Source organism: Micromonospora noduli (genome assembly GCF_003264365.1).
Lineage (GTDB): Bacteria > Actinomycetota > Actinomycetes > Mycobacteriales > Micromonosporaceae > Micromonospora > Micromonospora noduli.
Map to the genome: position 1 here is coordinate 1 of NZ_PYAK01000067.1, position 13,279 is coordinate 13,279.

Below are 13,279 nucleotides of genomic sequence, written 5' to 3' on the forward strand. Positions count from 1 at the left end.
GCCCGGCCCGACGGGCTGGGCGCGCTGGTCGCGGGCACGGTCGGCCCGGTGGCGGTTGCCGCCGGCGCGGTCGCCGTCATGCTGCTGGCGGTGCCCGCGGTGCCGGGCCGTCCGTGGCAGGGGCCGCTGACCGTCGTCGCCGCGATCGCCGTCGCGCTACCGCTGCTCAACCACGTGGTACGCCGCCTCGGCGGGATCACCGGCGACGTCCTGGGCGCGACCGTCGAGGTGGTCACCACGCTGGTCTACCTGGGTCTGGTGCTGTCCGGCTGAACCGGGCCCGGCGGGCCGGGTAGCGTTCGGCTCGACAACACCGGCGCGGCCACCGGGGGATCCCACAATGCTCATCACGGACGACTTCCTGCCCGTTCCGGTGCCGGAGTCGCTCAGCGCGACCTACCTGGTGCCGATGGCGGGGCTACCGAAGGTCAGTGCGAAGACCGCGGTGGCGGCCCTGACCGGCCGGCTGGCCGAGCCGGTCCACGGGCTGGCCCGGCAGATGCTCGACAGCCCGCTGATGAGCGTCGACACCCGGCCGATCGCCGAGTTCCCCGAGCTGCCACCGGACCTGCTCACCGCGTTCGGTGCCACAAAGGAGCAGCTGGACCGGCTGGCGGCGGCGACGCACCTGGTGGTCGTACAGGCCGAGTACCGGCCCGGTTGGCCACCCGCGCACGAGTGGGCCGCCCGGGCGGTCGCTGCCGCCGTGGCGGAATCCGTCGACAGCGACGTGGTGGACGTCTTCGGCCTCCAGTTCCTCGACCCGGCGACCGCGCTGCGCTCCCTCCCCGACGAGCAGGGCCGCATCCGCCTTGTCGACTGGGTGCTGGTGCCGTACTCCTCGGACACCGAGGGCCTGTGGTTCACCACCAAGGGGCTGCGCCGCTTCGGTCTGCTGGAGTTGCAGACCCAGGGGGTGCCCGACCACCTCACCCGTGCCTGGGGTGCGGTGATGACCGGGGCGGCCCGCCGACTGCTGCGGGACTGGACCGACGGGCTCACCGGCGAGGAGGTGCCGGCGTTCGTGCAGCTGCCGGTACTGGCCACGGTCACCGGCCACGACATCGCGGTGGCGTACGGCAACCCGGAGCAGCACGGCGCCACCGCCCCGGTGCTGCTCCGCCTCGAACTGGACCCGGCGACCGACCCGGAGGCCGACTCGTTCCTCAGCCTGCGCCCGCCGGCCGGGCACCCCGGCCCGGACGGGCGCTACTACGCCGCCGCCTGCGCGACCCTGTTCTCCGGGATCCAACCGGACGTGCGCTACGCCCGCTCCGGTGACGCGATGAGCCGCGCGGTCGCCACCGCCAGGGCCGCGCTGGACGACGCGCGGGCCCGGTTCGTCGCCGGCCAGTTCCCCACCGAGTCGCAACTGGTGGTGAAGTACGGCCTGCCCGGAGACGACGGCCCGGAGTACGTCTGGGCGGGCGTCACCTCGTGGGAGACCCCGGAACGCATCGTCGGCGTGAGCGCCAGCGACGCCAACACCGACCAGAGCGTGCGCATCGGCACCCCCGTGGTCGTGGAGACGTCCGACGTCGTCGACTGGGCCGTCCTCGACGCCACAGGCGTCATAGAAGGCGGCTGGACCCAAGCAGTCCTGGACTCAGGCGAACCCCCAACCCCCTCACGCTAACCCCACCCCCCACCCCACCCCCCACCCCACCCCCCAGCCCAGCCCAGCCCAGGTTGATCATGGGGTTAGCGGGGGATTTGATCTCCCAACGCCCCGCCAACCTCATGATCAACCTGGGCTGGGCTGGGGGTGGGGTGGGGGGTGGGGTTACTTCACTGAGGGGGTTACGAAAGGGGGCTTGGTCAGCTTCAGGGGGGCTCGGCGGCCTCGGATGTCGATCTCGACCTCGTCGCCGTCGGTCAGGTTGGCGTCGGTGTTCAGTAGGGCCAGCGCTATGCCCTGTTTGCGAGTGGGCGAGAAGGTGCCGCTGGTCACGATGCCGACCTGGGTGTCGCCCACGTGCAGGGTCATGCCGGGCCGCGGGATGGCCCGGTCGACGGCCACCAGGCCGCGCAGCGTACGCCGGGGGCCGGCGGCCTTCTCGGCGAGCAGCGCGTCGCGGCCCCAGAAGGCCGGCTTGTCCCAGCCGACCGCCCAGCCGGAGCGGGCCTGCACCGGGCTGATGTCCAGGGAGAGGTCCTGCCCGTGCAGCGGGTAACCCATCTCGGTCCGCAGCGTGTCCCGGGCGGCCAGTCCGCAGGCGCGCAGCTCGAACGCCGCGCCGGCGGCGAAGAGCGCATCCCAGACGGCGACAGCGTGCTCCGCCGGCACCACCAGCTCGTAGCCCAGCTCACCCGTGTAGCCGGTACGGCAGACGGTCAGCTCCACCCCGGCCAGGCTCGCGGCGGAGAAGCTCATGTAGCCGTGTTCGGTGGGCAGGTCCAGGGCGGCCAGCAACTCGGCCGAGCGGGGGCCCTGCACGGCCAGCACCGCGTACGCCTCGTGCTCGTCGGTGACTGTCACCTGCGCGGGAGCGGCGGCGCGCAACCGGCGCACCACCTCGGCGGTGTTCGCCGCGTTCGGGATGAGGAAGACGTGGTCGTCGGCGTAGAGGTAGGCGATGATGTCGTCCACCACGCCGCCGGTGGCGTCGTCGCAGCAGAGCGTGTACTGCGCCCGGCCCGGGCCGATCCGGCCCAGGTCGTTGCTGAGGCAGGAGTTGACGAAGTCGGCCGCGCCGGGGCCGCTCACCCGGGCCTTGCCCAGGTGTGACACGTCGAAGACCCCGACCGCCGTACGCACCGCGGTGTGCTCCTTGAGCACTCCGCCGCCGGCGTACTCCAGGGGCATCTCCCAGCCCCCGAAGGGGGCGAACTTGGCTCCGGCGGCGGTGTGCCGCTCGTGCAGCGGGGAACGGCGCAGCCGGGTCGCGGCGGCGTCGGAGGTCACGTCGGTCATGGGTGGCAACTTACCGGGGGCAACGTCGCTGGTTAGCATCGGCGGGAGCCCGCTGGCGCTGTCGGCGGGACAGCCATGACGTCCGGCGGGTAGGTTCCGCCGGAGACCTTCACCGCTGGTACGCGACGTCGCGACCGGCCCGGCCCGCCCGGAGTAGCTTCAGTGACTTCACCCCGCACCACCAACCTGAGCCTGGTCGACACCGACCCGGCCGAGCTCGCCGTCGACGCGATCGTGATCGGCGTGCACAGCCAGACCGGAGAGCAGGGCGCCACCAGCGGCCTCGCCGGCACCCTGCTGCTCGCCAGCGGCGCGGAGAGCATCGCGGCCGCGTTCGACGGCAAGCTGACCGAGACCCTCGCGCTGCTCGGCGCGACCGGCGGGCCGGGTGAGGTCATCAAGCTGGCCACGCTGGGCACCGTGACCGCCCCGCTGGTCACGGCGGTCGGGCTCGGCCCGGAGCCGTCGGGTGCCGCCCCGGCCCCGGAGACGCTGCGCCGGGCCGCCGGTGCGGCGATCCGGGCCCTGGCGGGCGCCCCCCGGGTCGCGCTGGCGCTGCCGCTGCCGGACGACGCGGACGCGTCGGCCGAGCTGCGCGCGGTCGCCGAGGGCGCGCTGCTCGGTGGGTACCGGTTCGCCGGTTACAAGACCCGGCCCCAGCCGGCCCGGCGGGAGCCGGTGGCCGAGGTGCTCATCGCGGTGCCGGACGCCAGCGACGCGGGCGCCCAGTCCGAGGTCGCCCGGGCGCAGGCCGTGGCGGGCGCGGTCCGGCTCAGCCGGGACTGGGTGAACACCGCGCCGAACGAGCTGCGTCCGCCGTCGTTCGCCGACGCGGTCGCCAGTGCGGCGCGTGAGGCGGGCCTCGGCGTCGAGGTGCTCGACGAGGCGGCGCTGGCCGCTGGCGGGTACGGCGGCATCGTCGCGGTCGGGCAGGGCTCGGAGGCCCCGCCGCGACTGGTGAAGCTGACCTACACCCCGCAGGACGGCGGCAACGGCAAGCGGGTCGCACTGGTCGGCAAGGGCATCACCTTCGACACCGGCGGCATCTCGATCAAGCCGGCGCAGGGCATGTGGGAGATGAAGTCCGACATGGCGGGCGCCGCCGCGGTGGGCGCGGCCATGCTGGCGATCGCCGCGCTGAAGCCGACGGTGGCGGTCAGCGCGTACCTGCCGATGGCGGAGAACATGCCGTCGGGCACCAGCTACCGGCCGGGTGACGTGATCACCATGTTCAACGGCAAGCGGGTCGAGGTGCTCAACACCGACGCCGAGGGCCGGATGATCCTGGGCGACGCCATCGCCCGCGCCTGCGCGGACGGCACCGACTACCTGTTCGAGACCTCCACGCTGACCGGCGGCCAGGTCATCGCGCTGGGTAAGCGGATGGCCGGCGTGATGGGCACCCCGCAGCTGTGCGACCGGGTGAAGGTGGCCGGCGACGCCGTCGGCGAGCCGGCCTGGCCGATGCCGCTGCCCGACGACGTCCGTAAGGGCATGGAGTCGGATGTGGCGGACATCTCGCAGGTCAACGCCGGGATGGACCGGGCCGGTCACATGCTGCAGGGCGGCGTGTTCCTGCGCGAGTTCGTGACCGACGACGTGGCCTGGGCGCACATCGACATCGCCGGCCCGGGCTACCACTCGGGCGAGCCGACCGGCTACTGGACCAAGGGCGGCACCGGCGTTCCGGTCCGTACGCTGGTGCAGCTCGTCGAGGACGTCGCCACCAACGGCTGACGGAACACGCGAAAGGGGCCCCCTGCTCAAGGGGCCCCTTTCGCTTGGCTCAGTACCGCTCGGGGCGACGCTTGCGGCGCTCGTTGAAGTCGCGCATCCGCTGCGGGTAGCCCATCAGCCGGACGTCGTACACCGGGATGCCCATCCGGTACGCGAAGCGCCGGGCTCCGTCCGGGCCGTCGATGCGCCGACGGGTCCACTCCCCGTCGTCGGCGATCAGGATGACAGTGGTCTCCGTCACCGTCGTGCGGGGTTCGATGTACGCCTCGACGCCGCGCCGACTCCGGATGAAGTTCTCCAAATGGTCCAGATCGCCGCGACTCGCGGCACGGTCATGGCTCGGCACAGCCGCCTGTTTGCGGCGCCGGAACAAGCCCACCGGATCTCTCCCCCACGTTGCGTCATCGACGACGGTGCCAAGGGTACGTGTCGATGACGTGTCGTTGGGCACCTCGGTACGCACCCTGTGCCCGGTGGTGACAAGATGACCGAGGTGGGGTGTGTCCGTGTTACACCTCTGTGACCCCCGATGCAGCGACGCGACCTGGGAGTTGGACGTGAGCGAGCCGAACGAAGCGACCTTCGACATTGTCATTCTCGGAGGTGGCAGCGGCGGCTACGCGACCGCGCTGCGCGCCGTCCAGCTGGGCCTGAAGGTCGCGCTGGTCGAAAAGGGCAAACTCGGCGGCACCTGCCTGCACAACGGATGCATCCCGACGAAGGCCCTGCTGCACGCCGCCGAGATCGCCGACCAGGCCCGCGAGTCGGAGCAGTTCGGCGTGAAGGCCGAGCTGATCGGCATCGACATGGCCGGGGTCAACTCGTACAAGGACGGCGTGATCGCCCGCCTGTACAAGGGCCTGCAGGGCATGTTGAAGGGCAACAAGGGCATCACGATCGTCGAGGGCGCCGGCAAGCTGGTCGGCAAGAACGTGGTCGAGGTGGACGGCAAGCGTTACACCGGCCGCAACATCGTCCTGGCCTCCGGCTCGTACGCGAAGAGCCTGCCCGGCCTGGAGGTCGACGGCGAGCGGATCATCACCAGCGACCACGCCCTCACGATGGACCGGGTGCCGTCGTCGGTGATCGTGCTCGGTGGCGGCGTGATCGGCGTCGAGTTCGCCAGCGTGTGGAAGTCCTTCGGTGTGGACGTGACGATCGTCGAGGCGCTGCCCCGGCTGGTCGCCGCCGAGGACGAGGAGTCCTCCAAGGCGCTGGAGCGGGCGTTCCGCAAGCGGAAGATCAACTTCAAGGTCGGCAAGCCGTTCGAGAAGGTCGAGAAGACCGAGAGCGGCGTCAAGCTGACCATCCAGGGCGGCGAGACCGTCGAGGCGGAGCTGCTGCTGGTCGCCGTCGGTCGCGGCCCGAACACCGCCAACCTCGGGTACGAGGAGCAGGGCGTCAAGATGGACCGCGGCTACGTGCTGACCGACGAGCGGCTGCGCACCAGCGTGCCGAACGTCTACGCCGTCGGCGACATCGTGCCCGGCCTCCAGCTCGCACACCGCGGCTTCCAGCAGGGCATCTTCGTCGCCGAGGAGATCGCCGGGCAGACCCCCGCCGTGATCGACGAGGTCGGCATCCCCCGCGTCACCTACTGCGACCCGGAGCTGGCGTCGGTGGGCCTCACCGAGGCCAAGGCCAAGGAGCAGTACGGCGCCGACAAGGTCAAGACGTACAACTACAACCTGGGTGGCAACGGAAAGAGCCAGATCCTCAAGACCACGGGCTTCGTGAAGCTGGTCCGGGTCGAGGACGGCCCGGTGGTCGGCGTACACATGATCGGCGCCCGGGTGGGTGAGCTGATCGGTGAGGCGCAGCTCATCTACAACTGGGAGGCCTACCCGGCGGAGGTCGCACAGCTCGTGCACGCCCACCCGACCCAGAACGAGGCCCTGGGCGAGGCGCACCTGGCCCTCGCCGGCAAGCCGCTGCACGCGCACGCCTGATCATCCAAAACCGCGGCGTCCGGCGACGGGCGAAGATCCCACCAGGGGAATGAAGGAGTCTCAGAAAATGCCGGTATCGGTCACCATGCCCCGGCTCGGCGAGAGCGTCACCGAGGGCACCGTCACTCGCTGGCTCAAGCAGGAGGGCGACACGGTCGAGGTCGACGAGCCCCTGCTCGAGGTCTCCACCGACAAGGTCGACACCGAGATCCCGTCACCCGCTGCCGGCGTGCTGAGCCGGATCGTGGTCGGCGAGGACGAGACCGCCGAGGTCGGCAGCGAGCTGGCCGTCATCGCCGGTGAGGGCGAGTCGACCGGCGGCGGCGAGGCCGCCCCGCAGGAGCAGGCCCCGGCCGAGTCGGTCGAGCCGGCCGCCGAGCCGACGGCCGCCGCCGAGGGCACCGCCGACGAGGTGGCCCAGGACGAGGCCCCGGCCGAGGCGCCGGCTCCGGCCGCCGCCTCGTCGGGCGAGGGCACCGCGGTGAAGATGCCCGCCCTGGGCGAGAGCGTCACCGAGGGTACTGTCACCCGCTGGCTGAAGCAGGTCGGCGAGACCATCGAGGTCGACGAGCCGCTGCTGGAGGTCTCCACCGACAAGGTGGACACCGAGATCCCGTCGCCGGTCGCCGGCACGGTGCTGGAGATCAAGGTCGCCGAGGACGAGACCGCCGCAGTCGGCGCCGACCTGGCGATCATCGGCGTTGCCGGTGCGGCCCCCGCCCCGGCACAGCCCGAGCCGAAGCCCGAGCCGAAGGCGGAGGCCAAGCCGGAGCCGAAGGCCGAGCCGAAGCCGGAGCCGAAGGTCGAGGAGCCGACCCCCGGCATGTCGTACAACGAGCCCGCCGCGGAGACCGAGAGCTCGGCGCAGCCGGCGAAGACCGAGCAGGCCGCGCAGCCCGCCGCGTCGACCTCGGCGCCGGCACGCCCGTCCGCCCCGGCACCGGGTGCCGGCGAGGAGGCCGCCGGGTACGTGACCCCGCTGGTGCGCAAGCTGGCCAGTGAGCACGGCGTCGACCTGGCCGCGCTCAACGGCACCGGCGTGGGTGGTCGGATCCGCAAGCAGGACGTGCTGGAGGCCGCCGAGAAGGCGAAGGCCGCCAAGGCCGCTCCGGCTCCGGCGGCCGCTCCCGCCGCTGCCGCGCCCTCGGCCAAGCCGGCCGCGAAGCCGCAGCCGAGCACCAAGCGGGGCACCACGGAGAAGCTGCCGCGGATCCGGGCGACGATCGCCAAGCGGATGCAGCAGTCGCTGCACGAGACGGCGCAGCTGACCACTGTCGTCGAGGTCGACGTCACCAAGGTCGCCAAGCTGCGGGTCCAGGCGAAGGACTCGTTCCAGGCCAAGCACGGCGTGAAGTTGTCCTTCCTGCCGTTCTTCGCCCTCGCCGCCATCGAGGCGCTGCAGACCCACCCGATCATCCAGGCCAGCATGGACCTGGACGGCGGCACGATCACCTACCCGGCCGCCGAGCACCTCGGCATCGCAGTGGACACCGAGCGCGGGCTGCTCGTGCCGGTCATCCACAACGCCGGTGACCTCAACATGGGCGGCATCGCCAAGCGGATCGCCGACCTGGCCGAACGCACCCGGGCCAACAAGATCACCCCGGACGAGATGGCCGGGGCGACCTTCACGCTGACCAACACGGGCAGCCGGGGCGCGCTCTTCGACACCCCGATCGTGCCGTCGCCGCAGTCGGCGATGCTCGGCACGGGTGCCGTGGTGAAGCGGCCGGTCGTGGTCAACGACCCGGAGCTGGGCGAGGTCATCGCGGTCCGGTCGATGGTCTACCTGGCCATGTCCTACGACCACCGGCTGATCGACGGCGCCGACGCGGCCCGCTTCCTGACCGCTGTCAAGGAGCGGCTGGAGGCCGGCAACTTCGACTCGGAGCTGGGCCTGGCCTGATCCACCCGCATTGCCGAAAGGGCGCCCCGGTCGTCGACCGGGGCGCCCTTTCGTTCGCGGTCCTCAGCCCTTGAGCAGGGCGGTCGAGACCTGCCAGAGCCGTTCGGCGGCCTCCGGGTCGAGCGCGTAGTCGGCGACGCCCGTCCGCCCGCCGGGCTGGGCGGGGGCGGCCTGCTGACAGTCCTCGAAGTAACGCCCGCCCACGCCGTCGAGCAGCGGCGAGGCCGCGACCAGCACGGAGGTGGCGGCACCCTGCTCGACGGTCTTCCAGGCCGCCGCGTTGCCCGCACGCAGCCGGGCCAGTTCCTCCTCGCTCACGTAACGCTGGAGGTTGGTCCGGATCGCGCCGGGCATCAGCGAGTTGGTGAGGATGCCGTCGTCGGCCCAGCGCCGGGTGGCCTCCACGGCGAACAGCACGTTGGCCGTCTTGGACTGCCCGTACGCCTGCCACGGCTCGTACTCCCGCTTGTCGTACTGGATGTCCTCGAAGACCACCGGTGAGCGCAGGTGGGCGGCGGAGCTGACCGAGACGATCCTGGCCCCGTCCGCGGCGGCGAGTGCCGGGCGCAGCCCGGTGGCGAGCGCGAAGTGCCCCAGGTGGTTGGTGGCGAACTGCATCTCCCAGCCCTGCGGGGTGCGGGACAGGGGTGCGGCCATGATGCCGGCGTTGTTGACCAGGATGTGCAGCGGGCCGTCCCAGTTGGCGACGAAGTCGGCGATCGAACCCTGGTCGGCGAGGTCGAGCGGGGCGACCAGGACGCGGTCGTTGCCGGTGGTGCCGCTGATGTCGTTGGCCGCCTGCTGACCCGCGTCGGGGTTGCGGACGGCCAGTGTGACCTCCGCGCCGGCGCTGGCCAGGGCGCGGGCGGTCTCCACGCCGATCCCGGAGGACCCGCCAGTGACGATCGCCCGCCGCCCGACGAGGTCCACGCCCCGGATCACGTCCATGGCGGTGGAGTGATGGGTGAACGAAGTGGTGATCGGGTTGTTGGTCGTCATTGTCCATCCTTGTCCGGGGTGGGCGGACCGACCGGCCCGCTGCGAGAGGCCGTGGCCCCGGTGTTTCCCCGACCCGGGCCGGAGGTAACGCCGGACCCGCCGCCATCGCCGTTCGGGCCTCCGACCAGCCCGGACGCTGCCAGAGTGGGATCGTGGGCGGCTACCGGCGGGGTGGACAGCTGGGACCGGCCGTCCCCATCGCCCCGGGCGCCCGGGTGGACAAGTTCGAGGTCTTCTTCGACCTGGTCTTCGTCTTCTCGTTCTTCATCATCACCCGGGCCACCGCCGCGAACATCTCCAGCCGGCAACTGCTGCACGCCGGCCTGGTGCTCGCCGTGCTCTGGTGGATCTGGGTGGTACACAGCCTCGTCGCCACCCGGGTCCGGCTCGGCGAGGGCTACGTCCCGGTGCTCATGGTGATCGCGATGGTCGCCCTGTTCGCGTTCGCGCTGGCACTGCCACAGGCGTTCACCGACCCGAAGGGGAGCGCTGCCGGCCCGATGCTGGTGGCGATCAGTTACGTCGTGGTCCGCGGCATCCACTGGATCCTCTATCAGCACGTGGTCCGGGACAGCCCGCAGGAGCGGCGGCAACTGCGGCGGTTCGCCCCGGAGCTGGCGGTGAGCATCGTGCTGCTGCTGGCCGCCGCGCTCATCCCACCGCAGATCGCCGACCCCGACCAGGCCGCCATGATCCGCGACGGCCTGTGGATCGCCGTGGTGGTGGTGCAGTACGCCACCGGCTTCATCGTCGGGACCTGGGGCTGGGGGGTGACCAGCGCCGAGCACTGGACCGAGCGCTACGACCTCATCCTGATCATCGCGCTGGGCGAGTCGATCATCTCGACGGGCGTCGGCGGCAACCTGCTCGGCAAGCCGGTCACCTGGCCGGCGGTGGCCGCCGCCGCGCTCGGCATCGTGGTCACCGCCGCCCTCTGGTGGGCGCACTTCGACTTCATCGGGCCGGCCGCCCGGATCGCCCTGCACGCGGCCGAGGGCGCTCCCCGGGTGGCGATGGCCCGCGACGCGTACGCGTACCTCTACCTGCCGATGATCGCCGGCGTGATCCTCTTCTCGATCGGCAACGAGGAGGTCCTGCACAAGATCACCGACCCGGCCGGCGGGATCGCCGAGAAGGTCGAGGGACCGGCGGTGCCAATGCTCTTCGGCGGGTTGATCTGCTATTTCGCCGTCAACCTGCTCTTCCAGTTGCGCACCCTGCACACCGTCACCTGGACCCGCGTCGGCGTCATCGTGGCGCTCATCGCGGCCCTCCCGATCGGCCAGCACCTGCCGGCGCTGGGCGCGCTCACCCTCGCGACAGTGATCTGCGTGGTGCTGGTGGCCGTGGAGGTGATGGTGATGGCGCAGTCCCGGCACGCGTTGCGGTCCGCCGTCTTCCAGGAGCGGACCACCCACGAGGCCCACGAGGCCGAGTGGCGCGCGCGCTGGCACGACGTCCGGGAGACCGACGAGCCGACCACGCCGTGATTCCCGGGTTTGGGGGTGTGACCGGCCGGCCCTAGACTTCGGCGCAGCGTCGCGGTGCACCCGGCCCGAAGGCCGCCGTGGGCATGGAGGCGCGGGGACAGCATGGGAAGAAACGTGCACCCAACCGGTTCACCGGCCGGCCGGCTCACCGCCGTCGGCAATCAGATGATCGAGATCCACCTCTGGCTCAGTGCGGAACTGGCCCGGCTGCAGACAAGCCTCGACACCCCGTCCCGGGACCTGCGGGCGCACTGCCTGACCTTCTGCGCCGCGCTCGGCCGACACCACACCGGTGAGGACGCGGGCGCGTTCCAGCTGCTGGCCGAGGAGGCTCCCGAGCTGCGCCCGGTCATCGACAACCTGATCACCGATCACGAGGTGGTGGCGGGGATCCTGGAACGGGTCGAGGCACTGCTGGGCGGCGACGCGGCGGTGCCGGTCGACAAGGTGCGCGCCGAGTTGGGCGGGTTGGCCGCCCTGCTGGAGTCGCACTTCCGCTACGAGGAGAAGCGGCTGGTCAGCGCCCTGAACGCGCTCACCGGTCGAACCGGAACGACCGAGGAACTGCTCGGCCTGACCGCGCCCGGTCCCCTCTAACTCGATCCTGAGTTACCCGGTCCACCGTGCGCTCGGCTGCCGAGCCATGTCGATCTGCTGAGGAGGGATATACCTCAGAGGCATATTTATGCCTCTGAGGTATACCGCTTGATGCCGCATGCCCCCCGACGCAGGTGACCGACGGTGATAGTCAGGGGACTTACTCGTTCAGGGCGTGCGTCGAAGCCTCGGTCGAGGGCTTTGACACACGCTCCAGGTGCCGGTGCCCGGCTTCCGGGCCCGGGGCGGTAGCGGGCAGTCGCTCGTAGAAGCGGATCTTCTCCCGCAGGTGGTCGTACTGGCGCTGGAGCAGGCGCATCTGCTCCTCCACCCGCGCCGCGTGGTGGCACAGCAACTCGTGCCGCTCGTCGGTTGTGTGCTCGCCGTCGCGGGCCAGTTGCGCGTAGCGGCGCATCTGCGCGATCGGCATCCCGGTGTCGCGCAGGCAGCGGAACAGCACCAGCCAGCCGAGGTCGTCGTCGGTGAAGACCCGCTGCCCGCCTGCCGTCCGCTCCACGTCCGCGAGGAGGCCGATCTTCTCGTAGTACCGCAGAGTGTCGAGGCTGAAGCCGCTGCGGCGGGCGGCCTCCGAGGGGGCGTAACCGCTCATGTCGCGAGATGGTAGTGCTTGACCTGGAGCGCGCTCCAGGTTGGAGGCTGGTGACCATGACGACGACACGGACGCTGGGACGCAGCGGCATCACGGTGAGCGCGATCGGAATGGGGTGCTGGGCGATCGGCGGCCCGCTCTGGGGTGACGACGGGCAGCCGTTCGGCTGGGGTGAGGTGGACGACGACGAGTCGATCCGCACCATCCACCGGGCGCTCGATCTCGGGGTGACCCTGTTCGACACCGCCAGCAACTACGGTGCCGGGCACAGCGAGCGGATCCTCGGTCGAGCCCTGGCCGGGCGACGGGACAGCGTGGTGATCGCCACCAAGTTCGGCAACGTCAGCGAGGAGAGCACCCGGCGGGCGCTCGGCACCGACGCCAGCCCGGCGTTCGCGGTGCGCAGCCTGGAAGACTCGCTCCGCCGGCTCGGCACCGACCACGTCGACCTCTACCAACTGCACATCAACGCACTGCCGGTGCCCGCCGCGCTCGATCTGGTCGACACCCTGGAGGCCCTGGTCGACCAGGGCAAGATCCGGGCGTACGGCTGGAGCACCGACGACCCGGCCTCGGCCGAGGCGTTCGCGGCCGCCGGCCCGCACTGCGCCGCGATCCAGCACGACGAGTCGGTGCTGCGCGACAACGCGGCGGTGCTGGCGGTCTGCGACAAGCACGACCTGGCCAGCCTCAACCGTGGGCCGTTGGCGATGGGGCTGCTCACCGGGTCGACCCGGGCGGTCGGGGCGGACGATGTGCGCGGACGGGCACCGGAGTGGCTGGAGTGGTTCACCGACGGCCGTCCGACGCCACGCTGGGCGGCCCGGGTCGACCAGGTCCGCGCGGCGCTCACCGCCGACGGGCGCACCCTCGCACAGGGCGCGCTCGGCTGGCTGCTGGCGCGCAGCCCCCGTACCGTGCCGATTCCCGGCCTGCGCACTGTGGCCCAGGCCGACGAGAACCTGGCCACCCTTGAGCTGGGCCCGCTGAGTGCCGAGTCGTACGCCGAGGTGGAGCGACTGCTCGCCGACCTGCGCCCGGCCCACGCGGCCTGACCGCCGGGCCGGTCCACGCCCC

Annotated in this window: 12 protein-coding genes; 8 read left to right on the forward strand and 4 right to left on the reverse strand. The window is 71.6% G+C overall.

The genetic code is table 11. From position 1 onward, the window contains the following. On the forward strand, window positions 1-273 hold a 273-nt coding region (locus tag GUI43_RS29370), incomplete at its 5' end, for an adenosylcobinamide-GDP ribazoletransferase (protein WP_211326776.1). Between the two features lie 67 nt (window positions 274-340). Next, complete coding sequence (locus GUI43_RS29375) at window positions 341-1,636, forward strand: DUF2314 domain-containing protein (RefSeq protein WP_112605085.1); 1,296 nt, start codon at window positions 341-343, stop codon at window positions 1,634-1,636. 147 nt (window positions 1,637-1,783) lie between these two features. Here the strand turns inward: GUI43_RS29375 and gcvT are convergent, their stop codons facing one another. Next, complete coding sequence (gcvT, locus tag GUI43_RS29380; protein WP_112700256.1) at window positions 1,784-2,914, reverse strand: glycine cleavage system aminomethyltransferase GcvT; 1,131 nt, start codon at window positions 2,912-2,914, stop codon at window positions 1,784-1,786. 162 nt (window positions 2,915-3,076) lie between these two features. Between gcvT and GUI43_RS29385 the strand changes: the two genes are divergently transcribed. Next, window positions 3,077-4,651 carry a leucyl aminopeptidase gene (locus GUI43_RS29385; RefSeq protein ID WP_112700257.1) on the forward strand — a complete coding sequence of 525 codons (1,575 nt, stop codon included), beginning with the start codon at window positions 3,077-3,079 and terminating at the stop codon, window positions 4,649-4,651. A 49-nt stretch (window positions 4,652-4,700) separates the two neighbouring features. Here the strand turns inward: GUI43_RS29385 and GUI43_RS29390 are convergent, their stop codons facing one another. Continuing rightward, window positions 4,701-5,030, reverse strand: a complete 330-nt coding sequence (locus GUI43_RS29390) for a hypothetical protein (RefSeq protein ID WP_112589164.1) — start codon at window positions 5,028-5,030, stop codon at window positions 4,701-4,703. Window positions 5,031-5,208: 178 nt separating this feature from the next. Between GUI43_RS29390 and lpdA the strand changes: the two genes are divergently transcribed. Then, complete coding sequence (lpdA, locus tag GUI43_RS29395; RefSeq protein ID WP_112589203.1) at window positions 5,209-6,600, forward strand: dihydrolipoyl dehydrogenase; 1,392 nt, start codon at window positions 5,209-5,211, stop codon at window positions 6,598-6,600. A 67-nt stretch (window positions 6,601-6,667) separates the two neighbouring features. Further along, window positions 6,668-8,506, forward strand: a complete 1,839-nt coding sequence (gene sucB, locus GUI43_RS29400) for a 2-oxoglutarate dehydrogenase, E2 component, dihydrolipoamide succinyltransferase (RefSeq protein ID WP_112700258.1) — start codon at window positions 6,668-6,670, stop codon at window positions 8,504-8,506. A gap of 63 nt (window positions 8,507-8,569) precedes the next feature. Here sucB and GUI43_RS29405 read toward each other — a convergent pair whose 3' ends face one another. Continuing rightward, window positions 8,570-9,505, reverse strand: a complete 936-nt coding sequence (locus tag GUI43_RS29405; RefSeq protein ID WP_112700259.1) for an SDR family NAD(P)-dependent oxidoreductase — start codon at window positions 9,503-9,505, stop codon at window positions 8,570-8,572. Between the two features lie 152 nt (window positions 9,506-9,657). Here GUI43_RS29405 and GUI43_RS29410 point away from each other — a divergent pair, with 152 nt between their 5' ends. Next, window positions 9,658-10,995 (forward strand): low temperature requirement protein A, encoded by a 1,338-nt coding sequence (locus tag GUI43_RS29410; protein ID WP_112589170.1) that lies wholly within the window; start codon window positions 9,658-9,660, stop codon window positions 10,993-10,995. A gap of 102 nt (window positions 10,996-11,097) precedes the next feature. Next, on the forward strand, window positions 11,098-11,592 hold the full coding sequence (locus GUI43_RS29415; protein WP_112700260.1) for a hemerythrin domain-containing protein: 495 nt from the start codon (window positions 11,098-11,100) through the stop codon (window positions 11,590-11,592). A 160-nt stretch (window positions 11,593-11,752) separates the two neighbouring features. Here GUI43_RS29415 and GUI43_RS29420 read toward each other — a convergent pair whose 3' ends face one another. After that, window positions 11,753-12,202, reverse strand: coding sequence for a MerR family transcriptional regulator (locus tag GUI43_RS29420; protein WP_112589174.1), 450 nt, complete (start codon window positions 12,200-12,202; stop codon window positions 11,753-11,755). A 56-nt stretch (window positions 12,203-12,258) separates the two neighbouring features. Here GUI43_RS29420 and GUI43_RS29425 point away from each other — a divergent pair, with 56 nt between their 5' ends. Then, window positions 12,259-13,257 carry an aldo/keto reductase gene (locus GUI43_RS29425; RefSeq protein ID WP_112700270.1) on the forward strand — a complete coding sequence of 333 codons (999 nt, stop codon included), beginning with the start codon at window positions 12,259-12,261 and terminating at the stop codon, window positions 13,255-13,257. Window positions 13,258-13,279: the final 22 nt, after the last annotated feature.

Excerpts from the sequence above, each read along its gene's own strand:
- GUI43_RS29415 (WP_112700260.1), top strand. The coding sequence starts at position 11,098 with ATGGGAAGAAACGTGCACCCAACCGGTTCACCGGCCGGCCGGCTCACC.
- sucB (WP_112700258.1), top strand. The coding sequence starts at position 6,668 with ATGCCGGTATCGGTCACCATGCCCCGGCTCGGCGAGAGCGTCACCGAG.
- GUI43_RS29375 (WP_112605085.1), top strand. The coding sequence starts at position 341 with ATGCTCATCACGGACGACTTCCTGCCCGTTCCGGTGCCGGAGTCGCTC.
- GUI43_RS29405 (WP_112700259.1), bottom strand. The coding sequence starts at position 9,505 with ATGACGACCAACAACCCGATCACCACTTCGTTCACCCATCACTCCACC.
- GUI43_RS29420 (WP_112589174.1), bottom strand. The coding sequence starts at position 12,202 with ATGAGCGGTTACGCCCCCTCGGAGGCCGCCCGCCGCAGCGGCTTCAGC.
- GUI43_RS29425 (WP_112700270.1), top strand. The coding sequence starts at position 12,259 with ATGACGACGACACGGACGCTGGGACGCAGCGGCATCACGGTGAGCGCG.
- gcvT (WP_112700256.1), bottom strand. The coding sequence starts at position 2,914 with ATGACCGACGTGACCTCCGACGCCGCCGCGACCCGGCTGCGCCGTTCC.